This is a genomic window from Streptomyces sp. NPDC098789 (genome assembly GCF_044759975.1).
Classification (GTDB): domain Bacteria; phylum Actinomycetota; class Actinomycetes; order Streptomycetales; family Streptomycetaceae; genus Streptomyces.
The window spans coordinates 168,081-193,657 of sequence record NZ_JBIWAJ010000016.1; the positions used below are offsets into that span (position 1 = coordinate 168,081).

Consider the following 25,577-nt stretch of genomic DNA (forward strand, 5'->3'; position numbering starts at 1 on the left):
GTCCAAAAACGTGTCCAATCGGTGGACACCGCTTCGGTCGCCGCGGGACCGCGTCTAACCTGCGCGTATGGCCCTAGGTACCGCTTCCACCCGCCCGGACCGCGCTCGCACCGTCCGCGACATCCTCGCGTCCGGGGGCCCGTCGTACTCCTTCGAGTTCTACGCGCCCAGGACCGAGCGGGGTGAGCACAGCCTCTGGAACGCCCTGCGCCGGATCGAGGCCGTCGCGCCGAGTTTCGTCTCCGTGACCTACGGGGCCGGCGGGTCCACCCGCGGCGGCACGGTCAAGGCGACCGAACGGATCGCCGCCGACACCACCCTCACCCCGGTCGCGCACCTCACGGCCGTCGACCACTCGATCGCCGAGCTGCGCAACGTCCTGGGGCAGTACGCCGACGCCGGGATCCGCAACATGCTCGCGCTGCGCGGCGACCCGCCCGGCGACCCGCTGGGCGAGTGGATCGAGCACCCCGAGGGCGTGCTCTACGCCGCGGACCTGGTCCGGCTGATCAAGGAGTCCGGCGACTTCTGCGTCGGCGTCGCGGCCTTCCCCGAGATGCACCCGCGTTCCCCGGACTGGGACACGGACATCCGGCACTTCGTGGACAAGTGCCGTGCGGGCGCCGACTATGCGATCACACAGATGTTCTTCGATCCGGAGAACTACCTGCGGCTGCGCGACCGGGTCGAGAAGGCGGGTTGCGAGACCCCGATCATCCCTGAAGTCATGCCTGTTGTGAACGTGAAGACCTTGGACCGGCTGCCGGAACTGAGCAACGCAGTCTTCCCCGCGGAGTTGAAAGAGCGCATGCTCGCCGTCAAGGACGATCGCGCCGCTGTACGCTCCATGGGCATCGAGTTCGCCACGGAGTTCTGCGCGCGGCTGCTGTCCGAGGGTGTCCCGGGACTGCACTTCATCACGCACAACTCCACGGCGACGCTGGAGATCTACGAGAACCTGGGCCTGCATCAGCGGGCCTGAACGGCCGTACCCGTGGGCGGCCTACCCGAGAGGGGCCTTGCATGGGAATGACGGTCCTCTACATCGCGTTCGGCTTCGTCGCGCTGTGGCTGCTTGCTGAGGTACTGCTCCAGTACAAGGCCAGGCTGCGCTGGAGGCTGCTCGCCTTCACCGGCTTCGTGGGCGTGGTCGTCGGCGTCGTGCTGCCGTCGGTGCTGGTCATCGCGGCCGGCGCGACCGCCTTCGCGGCCGGACAGACCCTGGTGACGCTCTCCTTCCGCAAGGGCTTCGTGGCCGGTTGGGCACTGCGCCGGGGCGGCGCGCCCGTCAAGGCCGCCAGCAAGCGGCGGCGCGGGGCGAACGGCGCGGACGGCGAGCCGGCGCTGCGGGTGAGCTCCCTGGAGTACGGGGCGCAGGGCGCGGCCGCCGGGCAGGGCGCGGACGGCTCCGCGGACCCGGCTCCCGCGGGCCCGCTCACGGACGAGGTGGGGACGTACGGCGCCGGCGAGGCCCAGCCGACCCAGGCCTTCGCCTCCCCCTTCGCGGCGGCGGAGCAGGACGCGCACCAGTACGCGGCCTACTACGACCCCCAGTTCCCGCAGGCACAGCCGCAGCCCCAGCCGCAGTCCCAGGGCGACGGGTACGACTACAACAGCGGCTATCCGGTGGCGGGGGAGCAGCAGGTGTACGCCGCCTACTCCGACCCGTACATCGGCACGGGCGGGAGCGCCCAGCCCGCGGGGTACGGGGACTACGCGCCGTACGTCGACCCGTACGCGGCCCAGAACCAGGCGGCGCAGCAGCAGTACTCCATGGACACCCCGCCCGGCGGCGTGTGGGTGCCGCAGCAGCGCTACACGGAGCAGGACGCCCAGCAGCAGCAACAACAGCAGCCGCAGCAGGGCGACCCGGCGGACCCGCAGCAGCCCTACCCGTACCCGTACCCGCAGCAGGGCGCGGGCGGCTACGAGCCGTACCGCTACTGACGCGGAACCAGCGGAACCAGCGCTACCGGCGGTACTAGCGGGAGCCGCGGAAGTCGGCGCCCTCCACGATCAGGCCCGCCACCAGGGCCCCCGTCATCCCGGCGTGCGCCAGTCCGCCGCCGGGGTGGGCCCAGCCGCCCGCCAGGTACAGGCCCGGCAGGGCGGTGCCGTTCGCGGGGTAGAGCATCCGGCCGGCCGCGCCCGCGAGGGCGGGCGGCGGCACCGCGCCGTCCACCGCGCCCGTGTCCCGGGCGACGTCCGCCGGGGTGCGGCCCTCCTGCCACAGCAGCCGTTCCCGCAGCCCCGGTACCGCCCGCGCGGCCGCCGCCAGCAGTTCCGCCGCCGGGATCCCTGCGGCGGAACAGGCGACGCTCACGGTGACCGCCTCGTGGTCCGCGTCGGGTCGGGTGGCCGGGTCGTCGGGGCGCAGCACCGTGACGGGCCGGGCGTCCGGGGAGTGCACCACGGTGCGGTGGACGGCGTCGGCGGGCCGGGGGCCGCGCAGCGCGAGGAAGAGGGTGCTCCGGCTGAGGGCGTCGGTGCGCGGGGGCACGGCGTCCGCGGGCCAGGGCAGGGCGCCCGGCAGCAGCGGGGCGAGGAGCCGGCGGGGATCGACCGCGCAGACCACCGTGTCGGCCTCGGCCCGGGTCCCGTCGGCCAGCAGCACCCCGGCCGCCCGGCCGTCCCGCTCCAGCACCTCCTGGACCGGGGTGTCGAAGCAGAAGTCGACCTTCCGCTCGCGGCAGCGCTCGTACACGGCGGTGGCCAGCTCGCGCAGGCCGCCGCGGACGTACCAGCTGCCGAAGGTCTGCTCCATGTACGGGAGCGCCACGGCGGCGGCGGGGGCGGTGCGCGGGTCGATCCCGTGCCCGAGGACCATGGCCTCCAGCAGGGCCGCCAGCGGCCCGCCCAGCTCCCGCCCGGCCATCTCGGCCAGGGTCGGCGGGCGGCGGCGCAGCAGCCCGCTGCCGCGCAGCGCCGGGTAGGGGTCGCGGCCCAGCACCTGCCAGTCGGGCCACAGGGGCTCTTCCAGCAGTGGCCGGCGGGTGGCGTCCCAGGCGTCGCGGGCCCGGCCGAGGACCCCGCTCCAGCGGTCGCCCGAGCCCGCGCCGAAGGTCGCGTCGAGGACGGCGGCGACGCCGCCGCGCGAGGCGTTCGGCAGGGTGAGCGCGGTCCCGTCGGCCAGCAGGTGGCGGGCGGCCGGATCCACCTGGGTCAGCTCGACGCACTCCTCCAGCGGGCGCTTGCCCGTCTTGACGAAGAGGTCACGGTAGACGGCCGGCAGGTGCAGCAGCCCCGGTCCGGTGTCGAAGGAGAAGCCGGCGCGCTCGAAGCGCCCCAGCGCCCCGCCGTAGGTCGCCGAGCGCTCGTACACCGTCACCCGGTGGCCTGCCACGGCCAGCCGGGCGGCCGTCGCCATCGCGCCCATCCCGGCGCCGATCACCGCAATTCGTGCCATGCGTCCGACCCTACCGAGTCACCCCGGCGGTCCCGTCGGCGCCTGTGCCAGCCGCTTCTCCTCGCGGCGCTGGGCCCGGCGGCGCAGGAAGCGGCGGATCCGGGACCACAGGTAGAGCAGCAGCACGAGGCCGATCAGCAGCAGCACCCCCGCGATGACGGCGGCGGCCTGCGGATTGAACATGGCGAAGGTGACGATCCCGCCGACCCCGAGGTCCTCGGCCGTGCTCATCGCGATGTTGGTGAAGGGCTCGGGCGAGGTGTTGATCGCCATGCGCGTGCCGGCCTTGACGAAGTGGCTGGCCAGCGCCGTGGAGCCGCCGACGGCCCCGGCGGCGATGTCGGAGAGCGAACCGCTCTGCCCGGCGAGCAGCGCCCCGACGACCGCCCCGGAGACGGGTCGGATGACGGTGTGCACGGTGTCCCAGAGCGAGTCCACGTACGGGATCTTGTCGGCGACGGACTCGCAGAGGAACAGGATGCCCGCGATCACGAGGACGTCGGTGCGCTGGAGCGATGCGGGCACCTCGTCGGTGAGCCCGGTCGCGCCGAAGATGCCGAGCAGCAGGACCACGGCGTAGGCGTTGATCCCGCTGGCCCAGCCGCTGGTGAAGACCAGGGGGAGGACACTCACCCGGTCATCATGCAGCACGCCGCCCGGTCGGGCGGGGAAACCCGCAGACGAGTGAGGGGACGTGCGCCGGCCGGCGTACGTCCCCTCACCCCAGGTCTTGCGGGACCTACCGGTCCTGCTGGCCCTGCTCGTCGCGGCGGCGCTGCCAGCGCTGCTCGATCCGGTTCATCATGGTGCGGCGCTGCCGGTTCTGGCCGTGGCCACGCTCACCGGCACTGCCGGTCACGGGCTGCTCGCCAGGTTTGGGTGCTTTGCGCCATCCGGTGACCGCGAGAACCGCACAGCCCAGCATGACGAGGAATCCCACCACACTGACCCAGATCAGGTTCTGAGCGACCATTCCGGTCATGAGGAGCGCGATACCCACCAGAAAGCCTGCGACTGCCTGGTAGACCCGTCGCCGGGTGTACGTACGCAGCCCGCTTCCCTCAAGCGCTGTCGCGAACTTGGGATCTTCGGCGTACAGCGCTCGCTCCATCTGCTCGAGCATTCGCTGCTCGTGCTCCGAGAGCGGCACGGGAGTCCTCCTCATCCGTCGGTCGCGCGGGGTAGCGACCGGGGGTCCCCTCCAGGATAGGCAGGGAATCGCCCCCGTGAAACCCGCCCCTCTACGCCATTTCGCCAAACCGTACCGTCGTAAGGCCGGTCGTTGAGGCGCTTATTCCCCAACGGTCCGTCCACCATGCCCGCCGGTGTCCCCCGATCATACGGGGCCGACCGGCTGAACGGGGTGTTCTGGGCGCTACTCCGTATCCGACAGCGCCGCAGATCAGCCCAGATCAGGCCCGCTTCTCGCCCAGGACGTGCAGCTGCGTGGCGACCGCGTGGAAGGCGGGCAGCTCGGCCGCGGCTTCCTCCAGGCGCAGCAGTGCCTCGACCGCTCCCGGCTCGGTGTCCACCAGGACTCCGGGGACGAGGTCGGCGAAGATCCGGACCCCGTGCACGGAGCCGACTTCGAGGCCGGCTCCACCGACCAGCTCGCTGAGCTGTTCGGCGGTGAAGCGGCGCGGCACCGGGTCCCCGGAGCCCCAGCGGCCCGCCGGGTCGGTCAGGGCCGTGCGGGCCTCGGTGAAGTGGCCCGCCAGCGCGCGGGCCAGGACGGCCCCGCCCACGCCGGCGCCGAGCAGGCTGAGGACGCCGCCGGGGCGCAGCGCGGCGACCGCGTTGGCCACGCCCTCGGCCGGGTCGTCGACGTACTCCAGCACGCCGTGGCACAGCACCACGTCGTAGGCGTCGCGGTCGACCACGTCGAGCAGGCCCTGGGCGTCGCCCTGGACCCCGCGCACCAGGTCGGCGACCCCGGCCTCGCCGACCCGGCGCTCCAGCCCGAACAGGGCGTTGGGGCTGGGGTCGACCACGGTGACGCGGTGGCCGAGCCGGGCCACCGGGACGGCGAACTTGCCGGTGCCGCCGCCGGTGTCCAGTACGTCCAGCACGTCCCGCCCGGTCGCCTTGACCCGGCGCTCCAGGGCGTCCTTGAGGACCTCCCACACCACGGCGGTGCGAAGGGAGGCGCGGGGGCGGGAAGTGTCCGACACGGCTGATGGCTCCTCGGCGCGGAAAGGGATGAGCGGTCAGTGACCCACCCTATTGCCTTCGCCGCGCGTTGCCCTCGCCGGTCGGCCGGGTCATCCCAGCTGGGGCGCGTCCTAGGGGCGGTCCGGCCGGGGTGTCGGGAGCAGCGGTTGCAGTCCCAGCATCCGGTCCACCAGGCGCAGGAACATCGCGGTGGCACGCACCAGGTCGTCCGCGTCGCGGTTGCTCGCGGCATCCGCTATGCCCGCCTCGGCCCGGGCCCGGCGGGCTGCGCCCGAGGCGAAGAGGGCGCTCCACTCGGTCAGTTCCGGAGCGACCTGGGGGAGCACCTCCCAGGCGCTGCGTATCCGGGGTCGACGGCGCGGGTGCACGGGCTCGGGCCGCCCGCGCGCGGCCAGCACGGCCGCGGCGGCGCGCAGGGCGGCGAGGTGGGCGGTGGCGTACCGCTCGTTGGGGGCGGGCAGCAGGGCCGCCTCCGCGAGTCCGCGCCGGGCCTTGTCGAGCAGCTCGGCGGCGGCTGGAGGGGCGGTCGATGAGCGCAGGACGGGGTGGACAGGGGACGGGGACGGTGTGGCCATGACGAACCTCCTGTCGTTGCGTGGTGCGTGCTTCTGCTCCCCATCGTGAGGGCACCCACTGACAATCGCCCTGACCAGCAGTTTTCCCGGCAAGCGCGGCATAACACCCCCCAGACGTGCGGGGGATGGGCGGATGCTGCTAGTTTTTGAACTGACCAGTCAGTTCAAAAAAAGGGGGAGGGTGTGGACAGCCCGCACGGAGCGGCCGTCAAGGCCGAGGACTTCGGACTCAAGGGGCCGCGCGGTTGGGTCTTCCGAGGCGTGTCGCTGAACGCCCCGGCCGGCTCGCTGATCGCCGTCGAGGGGCCCTCCGGCAGCGGCCGGACCTGCCTGCTCCTCGCACTGACCGGCCGGATGAAGCCCACCGAGGGATCCGCCGAGATCGCCCGCCACCGGCTGCCGAAGAAGATGGCCGCGGTCCGCCGCATCACCGCCCTCGGCCCGGTCCCCGGGGTCACCGACCTCGACCCCGCGCTCACCGTGGCCGAGCAGCTGCGCGAGGGCGCGCTGCTCCAGCGCCGCTACGACGGCCCGTTCCGCGCCCTGCTGCGCTCCCGCGCCGAGCGTGCCTCGGGCACCCGGGCCCGGATCGACGCCGCGCTGGCCGCCGTCGGGCTCCGCCTGGACACCCTGCCCAAGGGCCCGCGCACTTCGGTCCGCGACCTGGAGCGGCTGGAGGCGCTGCGCCTCTCGGTGGCCATCGCCCTGCTCGGCGGTCCCCGCCTGCTGGCCGTCGACGACACCGACCTCAAGCTCTCCGACGCCGAGCGCGCCGAGGCCTGGACGCTGCTGCGGCACATCGCCGACTCCGGCACCACGGTCATCGCGGTGTGCAGCGAGGCGCCCGCCGACGCGGTGGTCCTGCGCACGGGCGCCAAGAACGCCGCGGTGGAGAGCGGCGCGGTGGAGAACGCCGCGATGGAGAGCGGCGCGGTGGAGAGCGGCGAAGCGGAGAACGACGCCGCGGAGAACGAAGCGAAGAACGACGAAGCGAAGAACGACGACACGAAGAACGACGACACGAAGGGGACGGACGATGCGATCGCCGAAGCTCGCCGCGCTTGAGCTGAAGCGGTTCGGCCGGGGGAAGCTGCCGGCCGCCGCGCTCGTGGCCCTGCTCCTGCTCCCGCTGCTCTACGGCGCCCTGTACCTCTGCTCGTTCTGGGACCCGTACAGCCGCCTCGACAAGATCCCGGTCGCGCTCGTCAACGCCGACAAGGGCGCCGACGCCGCCGGCAAGCACATCGACGCGGGCGCGGAGATCACCAAGAAGCTGCGCGAGAGCAAGACCTTCCAGTGGCACGAGGTCGACTCCGGCGAGGCGGCCAAGGGCCTGGAGAAGGGGAAGTACTACCTCTCCCTCACCATGCCCGCCGACTTCAGCAAGAAGATCGCCTCCAGCTCCGGCGAGGACCCCACCACCAGCGCCCTCCAGGTCCGCACCAACGACGCGAACAACTACATCGTCGGGTCGATCTCGCGCACCGTCTTCGCCGAGGTCCGCTCCGCCGCGTCCACCAACGCCTCCCGCGGGTTCCTCGACAAGATCTTCGTCTCCTTCTCCGACCTGCACGACAAGACGGCCGAGGCCGCCGACGGCGCCGCCAAGCTCAAGGACGGCGCGGGCAAGGCCAAGCAGGGCGCCGAGGACCTCGCCAACGGTCTCGACACCGCCAAGGAGAAGACCGGCGAGCTGGCGGGCGGGATCAAGAAGCTCGACACCGCCGCCGGAAAGCTGGAGACCGGCACGAAGGACATCGCCTCCGGCACCCAGGCCCTCGCCGACAAGGTGCACGGCGCCGCCGACAAGGCGCGCCCGCTGATCAAGGACCCCAAGCAGCTGTCGGACACCGCCGAACTGGTCGCCGACACCGCGCACACGGTCAACAACCACCTGGACGCCTTCGCCAAGAAGGCGCCGGACGCCGCCCGCATCAGCCAGCGGGTCTCCACCGGCGCGGCCTCGGTCTACACCGACGTGTGCACCAAGGCGACCGGCCCGCAGCCGGCCTCCTGCCCGCAGCTCAAGAAGCTCAAGGACGATGCGGCCGAGGCGGCCGAACTGAGCTCCGACGTCAACACCCTGGTCAAGGACGCCAACGGCGACCTCGGCAAGCTCAAGGGCCAGCTGACCACCCTGGAGAAGCAGGCCCGCGACCTGGCCGCCAAGGCCCCGGCGCTCTCCTCCGACCTCGACGCGGCCGTCGCCAAGGTCGACGCCCTCAACACCGGGGCCCACAAGGTCGCCACCGGCACGGCCCAGCTGCACACCGGTCTCGGCACCGCCGCCACCGGCTCCTCCGGCCTGGAGAGCGGCGTCGGCAAGCTCGGCGACGGCGCGCACAGCCTCGACGGCGGCATGTTCAAGCTCGTCGACGGCACGGGCGACCTCGCCACCGGCCTCAGCGACGGCGTGAGCAAGATCCCCGACTACGACCAGCCGCAGCGCGACGCGCGCACCGAGGTCATGGCCGACCCGGTCAAGCTCGCCAACCAGTCCCTGCACAAGGCGCCCAACTACGGCACCGGCTTCGCCCCGTACTTCATCCCGCTCTCCCTCTGGGTCGGCGCGATGGTCGCCTACATGCTGATCGCCCCGCTCAACAAGCGGGCCCTGGCCGCGGGCGCCTCGCCCTGGCGGATCGCCTTCGCGGGCTGGCTGCCGGTGGCCGGGATCGGTGTCCTGCAGGTGGGCGCGCTGATGTCCGTACTGCACTGGGGCCTCGGCCTGGAGATGGCCCGACCGGCCCTCACCCTCGGCTTCCTCGCCGTGGTGACCGCCTGCTTCGCGGCGATCGTGCAGTGGCTGAACGCCAAGTTCGGGGCGGCCGGGCGGATCCTCGTCCTCGTCGTACTGATGCTCCAGCTGACCTCGGCGGGCGGCACCTACCCCGTCCAGACCAGCCCCGGCTTCTTCGGCGCGATCCACCCCTACCTGCCGATGTCCTACGTCGTCGAGGGCCTGCGCCGCCTGATCACCGGCGGTGACCTCGCTCCGGTGTGGACGGGGTTCGCCGTCCTGGCCGCCTTCACCGCCGGAGCCCTCGCCCTCACCGCGCTCGCCGCCCGCGGCAAGCAGGTGTGGACGATGGACCGGCTCCACCCCGACCTGAGCCTTTAGGGAGCCGGAGACCTGTGAGAATCAGCGCCATGGACAGCAGCAGCACCGGTACTGGCACCGGTCGACGCCAGGCCACGCGGCAGAAGCTCTACGAAGCGGCCGTCACCCTCATCGCCGAACAGGGCTTCTCCGCGACCACGGTCGACGAGATCGCCGAGCGGGCCGGGGTGGCGAAGGGCACCGTCTACTACAACTTCGCGAGCAAGACCGACCTCTTCGAGGAGCTCCTCAAGCACGGGGTGGGGCTGCTGACCGTCTCCCTGCGGACCGCCGCCGAGGAGACCGAGGCGCGCGGCGGCACCCGGGTCGAGGCGCTCGACCAGATGATCCGGGCCGGCCTCGTCTTCATCGACCGCTACCCGGCCTTCACCCAGCTGTACGTCGCCGAACTCTGGCGGACCAACCGCGCCTGGCAGTCCACCCTCATGGTGGTCCGCCGGGAGGCGGTGGCCGTGGTCGAGAACGTGCTGCGGGAAGGGGTCGAGCGGGGGGAGCTGAGCGCCGAGATCGACGTGCCGCTGACGGCGGCGGCGCTCGTCGGGATGGTGCTGGTGGCCGCGCTGGACTGGCAGTCCTTCCAGAGCGAGCGGTCGATCGACGACGTGCACTCGGCGCTGTCGTTGCTGCTGCGGGGGCGGGTCAGCGGGAGCCGGTGACCCGGTCGGCGGTGTCCGCCGTGCCGGGTGGTCGCATAGAACTGAGTATCCGTACCTAGGCGTGGAAATGAGTACGCGCACGGATGGGCCCCCACCTGCGGTGACCGCAGAATGGGGGCGACGGACGGGCCTCGGCCCGCACCGCGGACACGGGGCCGCGGAGCGGGCCGGGATGCCTGCCGCCGGGTGCGGGGCGGGGGGCTCAGCAGTCGGAACGGGACGCCGGTGCGTTCCGGCTCGGGGGGATCGAGCCGGAAGGCACCTGCGTTCTGCGTTTCCCTGCCGGGGGCGCGTGGCCAGCCTGCCCGGCGTGTGCGTGCCGGTCGGTGTGCCTCCGGCGGGTCCTCAATCGCCGGACGGGCTGAATTTTCGGCCCGGCTTGGCATGGCTGTGCCTCCGGCGGGTGCCCTCAATCGCCGGGCGGGCTGGATTCAGCCTGCCCGGCGTTTGAGGGCACCTCGCCGGAGGCGTCCCCCGGGGCCGGGTGGGAGTTCAGCCTGCCCGGCGTTTGAGGGCACCTCGCCGGAGGCGTCCCCGGGGCCGGGTGGGAATTCAGCCTGCCCGGCGTTTGAGGGCACCCCCCGGGCGGGGCGGAAATCCAGCCCGCCCGGCGTTTGAGGGCACGCATCCGGAGGCGCCCCCGCGGGGTCAGGTGCGGCGGGGGCGTAGGCGTTGGGTCAGGGTGGTGGCGCGCGCGGTCAGGGTGGACCAGCGGGCCGAGGCCGCCCAGGCCACGCGGGCCGCCGAGCGGGGGGCCAGCAGGGCCCGTAGCCGGGCGGGCCGGGAGAGCGCGGCCAGCAGGGCCCGGCGGACCGCCAGGACGTCCGAGGCCGACCCGCCCCCCGCGGGGGCCACCGCGTCCGGGCGCGCGTACAGCTCCCGCTCCACCGCACCCGCGACCCGCCGCACGGCCTCGGCGGCATCCGCCTCCAGCCGTCCGCCCGCCACGATCCGGGCCGCCGCGGCCCGTGGGGAGAGCGCCTCGTCGGGGGCGATGCCGACGTCCCAGGCCGCGTCCCCGAGCTCCCGCCACGCTTCTAGCGGATCCCCGGAGCGCAGCCGCCGCCCCCGTACCCGGCCCCGCCACAGCAGCGGCACCAGGGGAACGGCCAGCAGCAGGACGGCCAGGGCCGACCAGGCGAGTACCGCGCCGACCGGGACGCCGCCACCGCCGCCGCCCGCGCCCGCGCTCGCCGCCGCGTTCCCGCAGTCGCCGAGCTGCTTCTGCTTCGGCGTGCAGTCCTCGGACTGCGAGGGGGCGGGCGTCGGGGCGGAGGCCGATGCCGAGGGCAGCGCCGCCGAGGCGGACGGCTGCGAGACCGGGGTCTCCGGCCGGGTGTACGCGGGCGCCGTGCCCCGCTGCGGGGTCGGCTCGAAGCGGGTCCAGCCCACGCCCTCGAAGTACAGCTCGGGCCAGGCGTGCGCGTCCCGCATCGTCACGACCACGCTGCCGTCACCCTGCTTGGTGCCGGGCGCGAAGCCCACGGCGACCCGGGCCGGGATCCCGAGGGAGCGGGCCATCGTCGCCATCGAGAAGGAGAAGTGGATGCAGAAGCCGCGCTTGTCCGCGAGGAACTTCGAGATGGCCTGCGAACCGCTGCCCGAGGCGACCTTGGTGTCGTAGGTGAACCCGCCGTTGACGGCGAAGTAGTCCTGGAGCTTCACGGCCTTCGCGTAGTCGCCGCGCGCGCCCTGGGTGACCTTGCGGGCCGTCTCGGAGACCACCGACGGCAGGTTGTCCGGCAGCCGCGTGTTCTCGCCGAGGACCTCGGGCGCGGCGGGCGGGGCCGCCGCGAGCTGCTCGGCCGTCGGCCGCAGCTCGACGCTGCGCACGGTGTACTGCGCGCCCTGGGCGTTCTGGTACTTGTCCTTGCCCAGCTGCTCGCCGACCAGGGTCCGCCCGACCGGTTCGAAGCGCCAGCGGCCGCGGACGTCCACGCCGGTCGCCGGGTAGGGCATCGGCAGGTAGCGCTGCGCGTAGGTGCCCGACGCCGAGATGCTGGTGCGGATCTCGGCGGAGGTGGCCAGGAGGTCCCGGGCCAGCCCCGGCGGGTTCGGCAGCTGCGACGGGAGGTCGCTCAGCGGGCGCGCGGAGGCCTCCCACTTGACGCCGTCGAACTGGTCGAGGGAGAGGATCCGCAGGTATTGGTCGGAGAGCTGCTTGCCGTCCGTGCGGTACTTGAGCACCTCGCGGTTGTCCTGCGTGTTGAGGCTGTCCTGGAGGGCCACCAGCGGGTTGACCGCCTGCCCGACCCCGGTGCCCACGCCTCCGCCGCCCCCGCCGCCCCGCGCGTCCAGCAGTCCGCTGCTGAGCGCGGGCAGGGCCGCCGGGACCGCGAGCGCGAGCCCGAGGGCGAGCGCGCCGATGCGCCGCCCGGTCCGTACGGGGGCGAGCGGGCGGTTCCCGGCGCCCAGGCCGGTCTGCGACGGGCGCCCGCCCGGCGCGGCGCCGCCGAAGACCCGGCCCCACTGGGCCAGCCGGTCCCGGCTCTCGGCCAGCAGCATCAGCAGGTAGCCGCAGCCGGCCAGCACGAACCACAGCCAGGACGCGCCGCCGCCACCGCTCAGCCCGGCGGCCACCGAGTACAGCGCGAGCAGCGGCAGCCCGGCCGCCGCGGCGGCCCGTACGGTCACCGCCAGCATGTCCACGAGCAGCCCGATCACCAGCACGCCGGTGATCAGCAGCAGCCGGATGCCGTCGGTCAGCGGTGCGGGCATCGCGAACTCGCCGACGTCCCGCACCCCCTGCCCGTACAGTCCGCCGAAGTCCGTCACCAGGTACGCCAGCGGGCCCGAGCCGGTGGAGGCTCCCCGTCCGGCGAAGAGCAGCATGAGCAGCAGCAGCGACACCAGCAGCTGCGCGGCCACCGTCAGCGGGCGCGCCAGGGGCACCCGCCGGGCCGCCGCGCCCACCCCGCTCTGCACGGCGGCCAGCGCGGCGGCCTGGAAGATCCAGGTCGCCGGATGCACCAGCGGCAGCAGGGCGCCCGAGGTGAGCAGGGTCGCCAGCAGCGCGAACAGGGTCAGTCTCGCCCGGCCGCTCATGGCCTGCCTCCGGAAGTGTTCGCGTCGTGGCCCTGGCCGGTGGCCGCCTGCCGCCACAGGTCGGCGAAGGCCGTCCCGGGAGGTACGGCGACCGCGGTCCAGCCCGCGTCGCGCAGTTGTCGCAGTCGTTCGGCCAGGGGGGCGGGCGGCCCGGCGGCGGCCGCCGCGGGGTCGGCCCAGGCGTCGGTGTCCACCACGAAGGCGATCGCGCCGCCGGTGCGGCCGCGCATCTTCGCCGCCATCGCGGTCTGTACGTCGTCCAGCTCGCCCAGGAAGGCGATGAGCAGCCCGTCCTGGCCGCCGCGCACCGCGTCGTGGGCGCGCGAGAGCCCGGCGCCGTCGGAGTGCCCGACGATCGCGAGGGTGTCCATCATCAGCCCGGCCGCCGTGGCGGACTCGTGGCCGCCGGAAGAGAAGCCGCCGGCGCCCTCGCTGGGCACCGCGTTCCCGGTGTCGGTCAGCAGCCGCACGGAGAAGCCCCGCTCCAGCAGGTGGACCAGGGTGGAGGCGGCGCCGGAGACGGCCCATTCGAAGGCCGAGTCGGGGCCCGCGCCCTCGTAGGCCAGGCGCCGGGTGTCCAGCAGCACGGTGGCCCGGCTGCGCTGCGGCTGCTCCTCGCGGCGCACCATCAGCTCGCCGTAGCGGGCGGTGGAGCGCCAGTGGACGCGGCGCAGGTCGTCGCCGTGCCGGTAGCCGCGCGGGATCACGTCGTCGTCCCCGGCGAGCGCGAGCGCGCGCAGGCTGCCGTCGCCGTAGCCGGAGGACTCCCCGGCCAGGCGCACGGGCGGCAGCGGCTCGGTGCGCGGGACCACGGTGAGGGTGTCGAAGGTGCTGAACGAGCGGGTCAGCTCGACCAGCCCGAAGGGGTCGGCCAGGCGCAGCTGGAGCGGGCCGAGCGGATAGCGCCCGCGCAGGTCGGAGCGGACCCGGTAGGACACCTCGCGGCGGCCGCCCGGCTCGACCCGGTCCAGCACGAAGCGGGGCCGGGGCCCGAGCACGTACGGCACCCGGTCCTGGAGCATGAGCAGGCCGGTGGGCAGCCGGGAGACGTTGTCCATCCGCAGCTGCACCCGGGCCTCGGCGCCCGCGGGCACCCGCACCGGGGTCAGCCGGCGGCTGCCGGAGACCCGGTAGCGGGTGCGGTGCAGGGCGAAGACGCAGATCAGCGGGAGGACGGCGAGGAGCAGCCCGACGCGCAGCAGCTCGGACTGGCCCAGGACGTAGGCGCATATGGCGGCGGCGACGCCCGCGGCCAGGAAGGACCGGCCGCGCGTGGTGAGGCCGGAGAGCGCCGCGAGCACTCCGGCGCCCTCGCCGCCGGCACCGCCAGGGGTACCGGCGCCCATCAGAAGCCCCGGACGCCCGCGCCGGGCGGCTGCTCGCCGCGTGCGCCGGCGGCCGGGACCGGGGTGCGCTGGATGATCTCGGCGATCACCTGTTCGGAGGTGCGGCGGCTGAGCTGGGCCTGCGCGGTGGGCAGCAGGCGGTGCGCGAGCACCGGGGCGGCCAGGCCCTGGACGTCGTCGGGCAGCACGTAGTCGCGGCCGGTCAGGGCGGCGGAGGCCTTGACCGCGCGGAGCAGGTGCAGGGTGGCCCGGGGCGAGGCGCCCAGGCGCAGCTCGGGGTGGCTGCGGGTCGCGGAGACGAGGTCCACGATGTAGCGCCGGACGGGCGCGGCGACGTACACCTCGCGGACGGCCTCGATCAGCTTGAGGATGTCGTGGGCGTGGGCGACGGCGGTGAGGTCGTCGAGCGGGGAGAGCCCGCCGTGCACGTCGAGCATCTCCAGCTCGGCCTCGGGGCTGGGGTAGCCGACGGAGACGCGGGCCATGAAGCGGTCGCGCTGGGCCTCGGGGAGGGGGTAGGTGCCCTCCATCTCCACCGGGTTCTGGGTGGCGACGACCATGAACGGCGCGGGCAGCCGGTAGGTCTGCCCGTCGCTGGTGACCTGGCGCTCCTCCATGGATTCCAGCAGCGCCGACTGGGTCTTGGGCGAGGCCCGGTTGATCTCGTCGCCGATCACGATCTGGGCGAAGATCGCGCCGGGCTTGAACTCGAACTCGTGGCGCTGCTGGTCGTAGATGCTCACGCCGGTGATGTCGGAGGGCAGCAGGTCCGGAGTGAACTGGATCCGCTGCACCGAGCAGTCGATCGACTTGGCCAGCGTCTTGGCCAGCATGGTCTTGCCGACGCCGGGCACGTCCTCGATGAGGAGGTGCCCTTCGGCGAGCAGGACCGTCAGCGCGAGGCGGACGACCTCGGGCTTGCCCTCGATCACGCTCTCGACCGAGCGGCGGATCCGCTCCGCCGTCGTGGTCAGATCAGCGAGGTTCGCTCGGTCGTCATACGTGGTCACCTGGTTCTCCTGTGCCCTTTCACCGGGCCGACGCCCATTGCGCATGTCCGGCCCACCCCGAAAGACACATTGTTGACGGCGTTACGGCCCGGTGTCACTCAGGAGAGGGGACTGATCTCGCGCAGCAGCCCGGTGTGCACGTCGAAGACGAAGCCGCGCACGTCGTCGCGGTGCGGCAGGAACGGGTTGGTCCGCACGCGCTGCATGGACTGGCGGACGTCCTGGTCCACGTCCCGGAAGGCCTCGACGGCCCAGGCGGGGCGCTGGCCGACCTCGTCCTCCAGCTCGTGCCGGAAGTCCTCGGTCAGGCTCTCCAGGCCGCAGCCGGTGTGGTGGATGAGTATCACGCTGCGGGTGCCGAGCGCCCGCTGGCTGATGGTGAGCGAGCGGATGGTGTCGTCGGTGACCACGCCGCCCGCGTTGCGGATGGTGTGGCAGTCGCCGAGGTGGAGGCCCAGGGCGGCGTGCAGGTCGAGGCGGGCGTCCATGCAGGCCACGACGGCCACCTTCTGGACCGGCCGGGCGTCCATGCCCGGGTCGGTGAACTGCGCGGCGTAGCGGGCGTTCGCGTGCACCAGACGGTCGGTGATCGACTCGCCCTCGGTGTTCTGGGGCGCGGACTCGGCAGGCAGGTGTGCGGAGGTCGTCATGTCTACGACGGTAATGGTCACCGCTGGTGTAGGCAGGGAGAGAGGATGGACAAAGAACGTCAATGGACCTTGTTGTGAGCTAACCCACAAGGGTGGGGCGGGCGCGGCCGTCCGGGTGATTCGCACCATTTGCCGGTTCATCGGGAGAGCGGCGCACGGCGCGCGGGGCGGTTCGTTGACCGCGGCGACCGTTGGACTAAAGTGGCGCGAACCGGCCGGGGCCCGGCCCTCACCGGCCCCCCGGCCCCCGAACGAAACTCCGCGTGCGCGGCGCGTACGCACGGCCCGGCCTCCTCCGGCTCACCGGCCGGCCCGGTGGTGCGTACGCCTGCCGCGCCGTTACCTGAGAGGGCGCTTTGACTAGCGAGTCCCGACACGTCCCGGTGATGCTCCAGCGGTGCCTGGACCTGTTGGCCCCGGCGCTGGAGAGGCCCGGGGCCGTCGTCGTCGACTGCACCCTCGGCCTCGGCGGCCACAGCGAGGCCCTGCTGACCCGGTTCCCCGAAGCGCGCCTGATCGCGCTCGACCGCGACAAGGAAGCACTACGGCTCTCCGGCGAGCGGCTCGCGCCGTTCGGCGACCGCGCGACCCTGGTGCACGCGATCTACGCCGACCTGGCCGAGGTGCTCGACGGCCTCGGCACGCCCACCGTCCAGGGCATCCTCTTCGACCTCGGTGTCTCCTCCATGCAGCTGGACGAGGCCGACCGCGGCTTCGCCTACGCGCAGGACGCGCCGCTGGACATGCGGATGGACCAGACGACGGGCATGAGCGCCGCCGAGGTCCTCAACACCTACCCGCCGGGCGAGCTGGTGCGGATCCTGCGCCAGTACGGCGAGGAGAAGCAGGCCAAGCGGATCGTCTCCGCGGTGGTGCGCGAGCGCGACAAGGAACCCTTCAGCAACAGCGCGCGGCTGGTCGAGCTGATCCGCGACGCGCTGCCCCAGGCCGCCAAGCGGACCGGCGGCAACCCCGCCAAGCGGACCTTCCAGGCCCTGCGCATCGAGGTCAACGGCGAGCTGTCGGGCCTGGAGCGGGCGATCCCGGCGGCCGTGGAGCGCATCGCCGTCGGCGGTCGCATCGCGGTGCTCTCCTACCACTCGCTGGAGGACCGGCTGGTCAAGCAGGTCTTCGCGGCCGGCGCCGCGAACACCGCGCCGCCCGGACTGCCCGTGGTGCCGGAGAAGTACCAGCCGAAGCTGAAGCTGCTCACCCGCGGCGCGGAACTGCCGACGGAGGAGGAGATCGCGGAGAACCGCCGCGCGGCCCCGGCCCGCTGCCGCGGCGTCGAGCGGATCCGGGCGGAACACCTGTGACCGCGGGCGGGCGGCGGGCGCACCGGGAGGAGATCGGGTGAGCAAGGCCGGGCGGACGCCCTTCGTGCTGCTGGTCGTCGTACTGCTCGCGGGCGGGCTGATCAGCCTGCTGCTGCTCAACTCGGCGCTCAACCAGGGTTCCTTCCAGCTGAGCAAGCTGAAGAAGGAGACCACCTCGCTCACCGACGAGCAGCAGGCCCTCCAGCGCGACGTGGACGCCCAGTCGGCGCCCGACGCGCTGGAGCGCCGGGCCCGCGAGCTGGGGCTGGTACCCGGCGGCAGCCCCGTCTTCCTCGGCCCCGACGGCAAGGTCAGCGGCACGCCGACCGCCGCCGAGGTGCCGCCGCCGCCCTCCCCGCCGCCCGCGGCCGCCTCGGGCGCGCCGCAGTCCGCGCCCCCGTCCGGCGCGCCGTCCACCCCGCCGTCCACCCAGCAGTCCGCAGCGCCGGCCGCCGGCGCCTCGGGCGCCCCGCCCGCCGCGGCGCCGGGCGCCGTCCCGCCCCCGCCCTCCACGGGCAAGCCCACCCCGAACCCCGGCAGGTGAACGAGTGAGCCCCAAGGAACCTCCACGGCGCCGGGTCCCCGGGCCGCCCCGGCCCCGTACGACCGCGCGCCCCGCCGGTCGGCCGGCTTCGCGGCCCGCCACCCGCCGCCCGGCCGCGCCCCGCGCGCCGCACACGATCAGGCTCGGCGCCCCCAAGCCGCGGCTGCGGCTGGTCGGCGTCGGGCTGACGCTGGTCATGGTCGCCTTCGTGATCCGGCTGCTCCAGGTCCAGGCGGTCGACGCCTCCTCCTTCTCCGCCGAGGCGTCCAAGAACCGCTTCGCCAGCTACACCCTGGCCGCCGAGCGCGGGAACATCACCGACCGCAAGGGCGTGGCCCTGGCCACCAGCGTCGACGCGCACGACATCACCGCCGACCCCTCGATGTTCACCCCGCAGGAGAGCAAGGCCCCGGACGCGCCCGCGCAGGCGGCGGCCCTCCTCGCCCCGATCCTCGGCAAGGACGTCAAGGAGCTGACCGACCGGCTCGCGACGAAGAACTCCCGCTACGTCGTCCTCGCCCGCCGCCAGACCCCCCAGGTCTGGAACCAGATCAAGGACCTCAAGCGGGTCTTCGCCGAGAAGGCCGCGGCCGACAAGAAGAACAACGGCCCCGGTGCGAACGTCCTCGCGGGCGTCTTCCAGGAGCCCAGCAGCAAGCGGGTGTACCCCAACGGGGACCTGGCCGCCGGGATACTGGGTTACGTCAACGCCGAGGGCAAGGGCGCGGGCGGGCTGGAGTCCTCCCTCGACAAGAAGCTCTCCGGCAAGGACGGCGAACTGACCTACGCCCAGTCCGGCGGGCGCCGCGTCCCCACCGCCGGATCCAGCGAGAAGCCCGCCGTGCCCGGCGAGGACGTCGAGCTGACCATCGACCGCGACATCCAGTGGGCGGCCCAGAGCGCCATCGCCGAGCAGGTCCAGAAGTCCGAGGCCGACCGCGGGTACGTCATCGTCCAGGACACCCGCACCGGCGAGGTGCTGGCCATGGCCAACGCCCCCGGCTTCGACCCCAACGACCTCGGCAAGGCCCGTTCCGCCGCCATGGGCAACGCGGCCCTCCAGGACGTCTACGAGCCCGGATCCACCGCCAAGGTGATCTCGATGGCGGCCGTCCTGGAGGAGAAGAAGGCCACGCCCACCACGCACGTCACGGTCCCCAACCGGCTGCACCGCGGCGACCGGCTCTTCAAGGACGACATCGACCACCCGACCTGGAACCTGACCCTCAACGGGGTCCTCGCCAAGTCCAGCAACATCGGCACCATCCTGGCCACCGGCCAGCTCGGCGCCAACCAGGCCGAGGCCAACAAGGTGCTGTACTCCTACCTCGACAAGTTCGGCATCGGATCGCCCACCGGCCTCGGCTACCCGGGCGAGTCCCGCGGCATCCTGGCCAAGCCCGGGGCCTGGTCCACCTCCCAGCAGTACACGATCCCCTTCGGCCAGGGCCTCTCGCTCAACGCCATGCAGGCGGCCTCCGTGTACTCGACGATCGCCAACGGCGGTGTCCGGATCACGCCCACCCTGGTCCGCGGCACCAAGGGCCCCGACGGCCGGTTCACCCAGGCCGCCGCGCCCGCCAAGGAACGCGTGGTGAGCGCCGAAACCGCCAAGACCCTCGCCGAAATGCTCGAATCGGTCGTCGACGACCAGGAGGGCACCGGCACCAAGGCCCGCATCCCGGGCTACCGGGTCGGCGGCAAGACCGGAACGTCCAACCGGGTGGATCCGGCCACGGGCCGCTACAAGGGCTACACCGCGTCGTTCGCAGGTTTCGCCCCCGCGGACGATCCGCGCATCACCGTGTACTGCGCCATCCAGAACCCCACCAAGGGCAGCTACTTCGGCGGACAGATCTGCGGGCCCATCTACAAGAAGGTCATGGAGTTCGCCCTCAAGACCCTCCAAGTCGCCCCCAGCGGCACCGCCCCCGCCGGGCTGCCGGTCACCTTCGAACCCGGCCAGTGAGCAGACCACCGCGCCACCAGACCGTGAGGCACCATCAGTGACAACGATCACCCCGAAACCCGGGAACCGGCCCGTCGCGAACCCCACGACCGGGCCCTCGCTTCGCAACGGGCCCGCCGCGCCCGGTACGCTCACCGCCGTGCCCCACGCTGATCAGCCCAGAACCACCCAGAAAGACGCCCCGGCAGCGCTGCCCGGCGCGCCCCGGCCGCTGGCCGTCCGACCGACCCCGCTCGGCGATCTGGCCGCGCTGCTCGGCATCGAGACGCCCGTGCCCGCCGAGGCGCCGGAAAGCCCCGGACGTCACGGCCAGCACGGCCGTCCCACGGGCATCACCGGCATCACGCACGATTCGCGTGCGGTGCGCCCCGGCGATGTCTACGCGGCCCTGCCCGGAGCGCGCCTGCACGGCGCCGACTTCGCGCCACAGGCCGCCGATCTGGGCGCGGCCGCGGTCCTGACGGACCCGGCGGGCGCCGCCCGCGCCGCCGCCACCGGACTGCCGGTCCTCCTGGTCGAGAACCCGCGCGACCGGATGGGCGAGCTGGCCTCCGCGATCTACGGACGGCCCGGCGAGGACCTGCTCCAGATCGGCATCACCGGCACCTCCGGCAAGACCACCACCGCCTACCTCATCGAGGGCGGGCTGCGGCGGGCCGGACGGACGACCGGACTCATCGGCACCGTCGAGATGCGGATCGGCGACACGGCGATCAAGTCGGAGCGCACCACCCCCGAGGCCCCCGACCTGCAGGCGCTCTTCGCGGTCATGCGCGAACGCGGTGTCCGGGCCGTGGCCATGGAGGTCTCCAGCCACGCGCTGGTGCTCGGCCGGGTGGACGGCTGCGTCTTCGACGTCGCCGTCTTCAACAACCTGAGCCCCGAGCACATGGAGTTCCACTCCGACATGGAGGACTACTTCCAGGCCAAGGCGAGCCTCTTCACCGAGCGCCGCGCCCGCCTGGGCGTGGTGAACCTCGACGACGAGTACGGCCGCCGCCTCGCGAAGGAGGCGCCGATCCCGCTGCTCACCTTCTCGGCCACGGGCGACGCGGCCGCCGACTGGCGCGCCGAGGACGTGGTCTCGGGCCCCGTCGGCTCCACCCTGACCCTGGTCGGTCCGGACGGGGAGCGGATCTCGGCCACCGCCCCGCTGCCCGGCCCGTTCAACGTGGCCAACACGGTCGCCGCGATCGTCACGCTGGCCGCCGCCGGGATCGACCCGCAGACCGCCGCCGACGGCGTCGCCGCCGTCCCCGGCGTCCCGGGCCGCCTGGAGCGCGTGGACGCGGGCCAGCCGTACCTCGCCGTCGTCGACTACGCGCACAAGACCGACGCCGTCGAATCGGTGCTCCGGGCGCTGCGCGAGGTCACCGAGGGCAAGCTGCACGTCGTCCTCGGCTGCGGCGGCGACCGCGACACCACCAAGCGCGCCCCGATGGGCGCCGCGGCGGCCCGCTACGCCGACACCGCGCTGCTGACCTCCGACAACCCGCGCTCCGAGGACCCGCTCGCGATCCTCGCCGCGATGTTCGACGGGGCGGTCTCCGTGCCGGCCGCCGAGCGCGCCACCGTCCTCGTCGACGCCGACCGGGCGGCGGCCATCGCCGCCGCCGTCGCGCGCGCCGAACCGGGCGACACCGTCCTCGTCGCGGGCAAGGGCCACGAACAGGGCCAGGACACCGGGGGCGTCGTACGGCCCTTCGACGACCGCGCGGTGCTCCGCGCCGCCATCGAGGCGCGCCGCGGCGCACCGCACGGCGCCACCGCGCCGGACCAGAACCCGCCCGCCCGACAGGCCGAGGTGAACCAGTGATCGACCTCTCCCTCGCCGAGATCGCCGGCATCACCGGCGGGCTTGCGCACGACATACCGGATCCGTCCGTACGCATCACCGGGCCGGTGGTCATCGACTCCCGCCAGGTCGAGCCGGGCAGCCTGTTCGCGGCCTTCGACGGCGAGCACGTCGACGGCCACGACTACGCCGAGCGCGCGGTCGCCGCGGGCGCGGCGGCCGTCCTCGCGGCCCGGCCCGTCGGCGTACCCGCGATCGTCGTGCCCGACGTCGAGAAGGCGCTCGGCGCCCTCGCCGGGGCCGTCGTCGAGCGCCTGGGCACCGACGTGGTGGCCCTGACCGGCTCCGCCGGCAAGACCTCCACCAAGGACCTCATCGCCCAGGTGCTCCAGCACCACGCGCCCACCGTGTGGACCCCGGGCTCCCTCAACAACGAGATCGGCCTGCCGCTCACCGCCCTCAAGGCCACCGCCGACACCCGGCACCTGGTCCTGGAGATGGGCGCGCGCGGCATCGGCCACATCGCCTACCTCACCGGCCTCACCCCGCCGCGGATCGGCCTGGTGCTCAACGTCGGCACCGCCCACATCGGCGAGTTCGGCGGCCGCGAGCAGATCGCGCAGGCCAAGGGCGAGCTGGTCGAGTCCCTGCCGGACGAGGCCGCGGGCGGCGTCGCCGTCCTCAACGCCGACGACCCCCTCGTGCGCGCCATGACGGCCCGTACGAAGGCCCGTACGGTCCTCTTCGGCGAGGCCGAGGACGCCGACGTACGCGCCACCGAGGTGCGGATGACGCCGGCGGGACAGCCCTCCTTCACACTCCACACACCCACCGGGTGCGGCGAAGTGACCTTGCGGCTGTACGGTGAGCACCACGTGTCGAACGCGCTCGCCGCGGCCGCCGTCGCCCATGTGCTGGGCATGTCCGTCGCCGAGATCGCCACCGCGCTCTCCGGGGCGGGCACGCTGTCCCGGTGGCGGATGGAGGTCACCGAGCGGGCGGACGGCGTGACAGTCGTCAACGACGCCTACAACGCGAATCCGGAGTCCATGCGGGCCGCCCTGCGCGCACTTGCCGCGATGGGCGGCGGCGCACGGGCGAACGGGGGCCGCACGTGGGCGGTGCTCGGTCCCATGGCCGAGCTGGGCGACGAGTCGCTCGCCGAGCACGACGCGATCGGACGGCTCGCCGTCCGGCTCAACGTGAGCAAGCTCGTCGCAGTCGGGGGCAGGGAAGCGTCCTGGCTGCAATTGGGCGCATATAACGAGGGTTCGTGGGGTGAGGAGTCGGTGCTCGTGTCCGACGCGCAGGCGGCGGTCGACCTGTTGCGCAGTGAACTGCGCCCGGGAGACGTCGTGCTGGTGAAGGCGTCCAGGTCCATCGGACTGGAGCGGGTCGCGCTGGCGCTCCTTGAGCGCGAGGGCGAGGTCACCGGCCGATGAGGCAGATCCTGTTCGCGGGAGTCATCGGACTCTTCCTGACTCTCGTCGGCACTCCGCTGCTGATCAAGGGGCTGGCCCGCAAGGGTTACGGCCAGTTCATCCGCGACGACGGGCCGCGCGGCCACGCCGGGAAGAAGGGCACGCCCACCATGGGCGGCATCTCCTTCATCCTGGCCACGCTGGTCGCGTACGCCCTGACGAAGGTGATCACGTCCAGCCAGCCGACCTTCTCCGGTCTGCTGGTGCTCTTCCTGATGGCGGGAATGGGCGTGGTCGGCTTCCTGGACGACTACATCAAGATCGTCAAGCAGCGTTCGCTGGGTCTGCGGGCCAAGGCCAAGATGGCCGGCCAGCTGATCGTCGGCATCGCCTTCGCGGTGCTCGCCCTCCAGTTCGCGGACGGACGCGGGCTCACCCCCGCCTCCAAGCGGCTCTCCTTCGTGACCGACTTCGGCTGGTCCATCGGGCCGGTGCTGTTCGTGGTCTGGGCGCTGTTCATGATCCTGGCGATGTCCAACGGCGTGAACCTCACCGACGGCCTCGACGGACTGGCCACCGGCGCGGCCGTGATGGTCTTCGGTGCCTACACCTTCATCGGCGTCTGGCAGTACCAGGAGTCCTGCGCCAACGCGCAGACCCTGCCGAACCCGTCCGCCTGCTTCGAGGTCCGTGACCCGCTCGACCTCGCGGTCGTCGCCTCGGCCCTCATGGGCGCCTGCTTCGGCTTCCTGTGGTGGAACACCTCGCCCGCCAAGATCTTCATGGGCGACACCGGTTCGCTGGCGCTGGGCGGCGCGCTCGCCGGCCTCGCGATCTGCTCCCGCACGGAGTTCCTGATCGCCCTGCTCGGCGGCCTCTTCGTCCTGATCACCATGTCCGTGGTCATCCAGGTCGGCTCCTTCAAGATGACCGGCAAGCGGGTCTTCCGGATGGCGCCGCTCCAACACCACTTCGAACTCAAGGGGTGGTCCGAAGTCCTTGTCGTGGTCCGCTTCTGGATCATCCAGGGCGTGTGCGTGATCGTCGGACTCGGACTCTTCTACGCGGGATGGGCAGCGGACAAGTGACCGCCTGGAACGGCAAGAACATCACCGTCGCCGGCCTCGGCGTGAGCGGCATCAGCGCCGCCCGCGCCCTGGCCGGCCTCGGCGCGTCCGTCACCGTGGTGGACGGCGGCGACAGCGAGGGCCACCGGGCCCGCGCGGCGGAGTTGGAGGCGGCGGGCATCTCCGTGCGCCTGGCCGACGCGCAGACCCTCCCCGAGGGCACCGAGCTCGTCGTCACCTCGCCCGGCTGGCAGCCCGGCAGCCCGCTCTTCGCGGCCGCCGCGGCGGCCGGGGTCGAGGTCGTCGGCGACGTCGAGATCGCCTGGCAGCTGCGCGGCGAGAACGCCCCGCCCTGGCTCGCGATCACCGGCACGAACGGCAAGACCACCACCACCCAGATGCTCGCGTCGATCCTGCGCGCCGCCGGTCTGCGGACCGCCGCCGTCGGCAACATCGGCACCCCGATCATCGACGTGGTCACCGGCGCGGACCCGGAGTACCGCGACCTCGACGTGCTCGCCGTCGAGCTCTCCAGCTACCAGCTGCACTGGGCGCCCTCCGTACGGGCCCACTCGGCGGCCGTGCTGAACCTGGCGCCCGACCACCTCGACTGGCACGGCACCATGGAGGCGTACGCCGCCGACAAGGGCCGCATCTACGAGGGCAACACCGTCGCCTGCGTCTACAACGTCGCCGACAAGGCCACCGAGGACCTCGTCGTCGAAGCCGACGTCGAAGAGGGCTGCCGCGCCATCGGCTTCACCCTCGGCGCCCCCGGCCCCTCCATGCTCGGCGTCGTCGACGGCATCCTGATCGACCGCGCCTTCGTCGAGAACCGGCAGAAGAACGCCCAGGAGCTGGCCGAGGTCTCCGACGTGGACCCGCCGGCCCCGCACAACATCGCCAACGCCCTCGCCGCCGCCGCCCTGGCCCGCGCCTTCGGCGTGCCGCCGCGGGCCGTCCGCGACGGCCTGCGCGACTTCCGCCCCGACGCGCACCGGATCGCGCACGTCGACGTCGTCGACGGGGTCACCTACATCGACGACTCCAAGGCGACCAACACGCACGCCGCCGAGGCCTCCCTGGCGGCCTACGAGCCGGTCGTGTGGATCGCGGGCGGCCTCGCCAAGGGCGCCACCTTCGACGAGCTCGTGATCCGCTCCGTGAAGCGGCTGCGCGGCGCCGTCCTGATCGGCGCCGACCGGGCCCTGATCCGCGACGCGCTGGCGCGACACGCCCCCGAGGTCCCGGTCGTCGAGCTGGAACGGACCGACACTGGGGCGATGCTCGCGGCGGTCCGGGAAGCGGCGCGGCTGGCCGAGCCGGGCGACACGGTCCTGCTGGCACCCGCCTGCGCCTCGATGGACATGTTCGCGAACTACAACAAGCGCGGGGACGCGTTCGCCGACGCCGTCCGCGAACTCGCCGCGGCGGGCGCCTAGCGACGCAGGGGTCGGACCCCTCCGGTCGGCTGCTCGTACGAG

The 25,577-nt window shown here is 73.2% G+C and carries 21 protein-coding genes; 12 read left to right on the forward strand and 9 right to left on the reverse strand.

The genetic code is table 11. The features are described from left to right. Nucleotides 1–67: 67 nt before the first annotated feature. The gene (gene metF / locus ACIQWR_RS29050) at nt 68–982 is read left to right on the forward strand and encodes a methylenetetrahydrofolate reductase [NAD(P)H] (RefSeq protein ID WP_404015422.1); all 915 of its coding nucleotides are present in this window, start codon (nt 68–70) and stop codon (nt 980–982) included. A gap of 41 nt (nt 983–1,023) precedes the next feature. After that, nucleotides 1,024–1,947, forward strand: coding sequence for a hypothetical protein (locus ACIQWR_RS29055; protein ID WP_404015425.1), 924 nt, complete (start codon nt 1,024–1,026; stop codon nt 1,945–1,947). 34 nt (nt 1,948–1,981) lie between these two features. Here the strand turns inward: ACIQWR_RS29055 and ACIQWR_RS29060 are convergent, their stop codons facing one another. The 5 genes from ACIQWR_RS29060 to ACIQWR_RS29080 all read right to left on the reverse strand — a co-directional run bounded on the left by ACIQWR_RS29060 (nt 1,982) and on the right by ACIQWR_RS29080 (nt 6,153). After that, complete coding sequence (locus ACIQWR_RS29060) at nt 1,982–3,406, reverse strand: phytoene desaturase family protein (RefSeq protein WP_404015428.1); 1,425 nt, start codon at nt 3,404–3,406, stop codon at nt 1,982–1,984. Between the two features lie 18 nt (nt 3,407–3,424). Next, the gene (locus ACIQWR_RS29065) at nt 3,425–4,039 is read right to left on the reverse strand and encodes a DUF4126 domain-containing protein (RefSeq protein ID WP_399266907.1); all 615 of its coding nucleotides are present in this window, start codon (nt 4,037–4,039) and stop codon (nt 3,425–3,427) included. A gap of 106 nt (nt 4,040–4,145) precedes the next feature. Further along, a complete protein-coding gene (locus tag ACIQWR_RS29070; RefSeq protein ID WP_404015431.1) occupies nt 4,146–4,556 on the reverse strand; it encodes a DUF3040 domain-containing protein in 411 nt (136 codons plus the stop codon). Nucleotides 4,557–4,818: 262 nt separating this feature from the next. Next, on the reverse strand, nt 4,819–5,577 hold the full coding sequence (locus ACIQWR_RS29075; RefSeq protein ID WP_399266908.1) for a methyltransferase: 759 nt from the start codon (nt 5,575–5,577) through the stop codon (nt 4,819–4,821). Between the two features lie 111 nt (nt 5,578–5,688). Beyond that, nucleotides 5,689–6,153: an SAV_6107 family HEPN domain-containing protein gene (locus tag ACIQWR_RS29080; RefSeq protein WP_404015434.1), complete on the reverse strand. Its 465-nt coding sequence runs from the start codon at nt 6,151–6,153 to the stop codon at nt 5,689–5,691. A gap of 183 nt (nt 6,154–6,336) precedes the next feature. Between ACIQWR_RS29080 and ACIQWR_RS29085 the strand changes: the two genes are divergently transcribed. From ACIQWR_RS29085 to ACIQWR_RS29095, 3 genes are read left to right on the forward strand one after another with little or no spacing between them, the layout of a single operon-like run. Then, on the forward strand, nt 6,337–7,218 hold the full coding sequence (locus ACIQWR_RS29085; protein ID WP_404015437.1) for an ATP-binding cassette domain-containing protein: 882 nt from the start codon (nt 6,337–6,339) through the stop codon (nt 7,216–7,218). After that, nucleotides 7,190–9,274, forward strand: a complete 2,085-nt coding sequence (locus tag ACIQWR_RS29090; protein WP_404015439.1) for a YhgE/Pip family protein — start codon at nt 7,190–7,192, stop codon at nt 9,272–9,274. Before ACIQWR_RS29085 ends, ACIQWR_RS29090 begins: the two co-directional genes overlap by 29 nt. Nucleotides 9,275–9,303: 29 nt before the next feature. Then, the gene (locus ACIQWR_RS29095; RefSeq protein WP_404015442.1) at nt 9,304–9,930 is read left to right on the forward strand and encodes a TetR/AcrR family transcriptional regulator; all 627 of its coding nucleotides are present in this window, start codon (nt 9,304–9,306) and stop codon (nt 9,928–9,930) included. Nucleotides 9,931–10,578: 648 nt separating this feature from the next. On the opposite strand, the gene ACIQWR_RS29100 is transcribed toward ACIQWR_RS29095, so the two are convergent. From ACIQWR_RS29100 to ACIQWR_RS29115, 4 genes are all read right to left on the reverse strand, one after another. Beyond that, nucleotides 10,579–12,975 carry a transglutaminaseTgpA domain-containing protein gene (locus ACIQWR_RS29100; RefSeq protein WP_404015444.1) on the reverse strand — a complete coding sequence of 799 codons (2,397 nt, stop codon included), beginning with the start codon at nt 12,973–12,975 and terminating at the stop codon, nt 10,579–10,581. Beyond that, entirely contained in the window at nt 12,972–14,321 is a 1,350-nt protein-coding gene (locus ACIQWR_RS29105; protein ID WP_404015447.1) for a DUF58 domain-containing protein, read from the reverse strand. Before ACIQWR_RS29105 ends, ACIQWR_RS29100 begins: the two co-directional genes overlap by 4 nt. Continuing rightward, nucleotides 14,321–15,331, reverse strand: a complete 1,011-nt coding sequence (locus ACIQWR_RS29110; RefSeq protein WP_404015450.1) for an AAA family ATPase — start codon at nt 15,329–15,331, stop codon at nt 14,321–14,323. The genes ACIQWR_RS29105 and ACIQWR_RS29110 overlap by 1 nt, the downstream gene beginning before the upstream one ends. 98 nt (nt 15,332–15,429) lie before the next feature. Then, on the reverse strand, nt 15,430–15,981 hold the full coding sequence (locus ACIQWR_RS29115; protein WP_404015453.1) for a beta-class carbonic anhydrase: 552 nt from the start codon (nt 15,979–15,981) through the stop codon (nt 15,430–15,432). Between the two features lie 386 nt (nt 15,982–16,367). Between ACIQWR_RS29115 and rsmH the strand changes: the two genes are divergently transcribed. From rsmH to murD, 7 genes are read left to right on the forward strand one after another with little or no spacing between them, the layout of a single operon-like run. Continuing rightward, nucleotides 16,368–17,297: a 16S rRNA (cytosine(1402)-N(4))-methyltransferase RsmH gene (gene rsmH, locus ACIQWR_RS29120; protein ID WP_399266934.1), complete on the forward strand. Its 930-nt coding sequence runs from the start codon at nt 16,368–16,370 to the stop codon at nt 17,295–17,297. Nucleotides 17,298–17,334: 37 nt separating this feature from the next. After that, the gene (locus ACIQWR_RS29125; RefSeq protein WP_404015456.1) at nt 17,335–17,841 is read left to right on the forward strand and encodes a septum formation initiator family protein; all 507 of its coding nucleotides are present in this window, start codon (nt 17,335–17,337) and stop codon (nt 17,839–17,841) included. A gap of 4 nt (nt 17,842–17,845) precedes the next feature. Beyond that, nucleotides 17,846–19,810 (forward strand): peptidoglycan D,D-transpeptidase FtsI family protein, encoded by a 1,965-nt coding sequence (locus ACIQWR_RS29130; RefSeq protein WP_404015460.1) that lies wholly within the window; start codon nt 17,846–17,848, stop codon nt 19,808–19,810. A 37-nt stretch (nt 19,811–19,847) separates the two neighbouring features. Beyond that, on the forward strand, nt 19,848–21,626 hold the full coding sequence (locus ACIQWR_RS29135) for a UDP-N-acetylmuramoyl-L-alanyl-D-glutamate--2,6-diaminopimelate ligase (RefSeq protein ID WP_404015463.1): 1,779 nt from the start codon (nt 19,848–19,850) through the stop codon (nt 21,624–21,626). Next, nucleotides 21,623–23,047 carry a UDP-N-acetylmuramoyl-tripeptide--D-alanyl-D-alanine ligase gene (gene murF, locus ACIQWR_RS29140; protein WP_404015466.1) on the forward strand — a complete coding sequence of 475 codons (1,425 nt, stop codon included), beginning with the start codon at nt 21,623–21,625 and terminating at the stop codon, nt 23,045–23,047. The genes ACIQWR_RS29135 and murF overlap by 4 nt, the downstream gene beginning before the upstream one ends. Beyond that, nucleotides 23,044–24,114 (forward strand): phospho-N-acetylmuramoyl-pentapeptide-transferase, encoded by a 1,071-nt coding sequence (gene mraY / locus ACIQWR_RS29145; RefSeq protein ID WP_354383903.1) that lies wholly within the window; start codon nt 23,044–23,046, stop codon nt 24,112–24,114. The genes murF and mraY overlap by 4 nt, the downstream gene beginning before the upstream one ends. Then, nucleotides 24,096–25,535, forward strand: coding sequence for a UDP-N-acetylmuramoyl-L-alanine--D-glutamate ligase (murD, locus tag ACIQWR_RS29150; RefSeq protein ID WP_404015470.1), 1,440 nt, complete (start codon nt 24,096–24,098; stop codon nt 25,533–25,535). Before mraY ends, murD begins: the two co-directional genes overlap by 19 nt. The last annotated feature ends 42 nt before the right edge of the window (nt 25,536–25,577 follow it).